Source organism: Dellaglioa sp. CoH-57-MRSF-20 (assembly GCF_056781955.1).
This window is the reverse complement of sequence record NZ_JBXAXV010000230.1, coordinates 1-291: the sequence shown is the minus strand read 5'-3', so window position 1 is coordinate 291 and position 291 is coordinate 1. Positions and strand designations below refer to the sequence as shown.

At 50.5% G+C, this 291-nt stretch carries 1 protein-coding gene; it reads left to right on the top strand.

All coding sequences use genetic code 11. From position 1 onward, the window contains the following. Window positions 1–19 precede the first annotated feature (19 nt). Window positions 20–291 (top strand): hypothetical protein (locus AC1RPN_RS08860; protein WP_481763820.1); only part of this gene is annotated, 272 nt, incomplete at its 3' end.

Sequence of the window (291 nt, the reverse complement as noted above, 5' to 3'; positions counted from 1 at the left end):
GGTGGGACTCAAGGAAAAGATGGCTGAGCTGAACATGACGACAGCTCAGCTCCACGGCATAGTGCGCGCCATTAGACATCCGGACAGCCGCAAGGGAGTGCTTACTAAAACCCATAAAACAATGCTTGAACACATACGCGGTGCAAACGCAGAGCTTGACATTATGGATTGGATGATAAAGTCCAGTCACAAGATCGCTAAGGCGTGGATGGCTCGGTTCAAGGCCACGGATAAAAACGGAGTTCCGCAACCCGGCGCCATGATCGTGAACAACAAATATGTGGATTATCC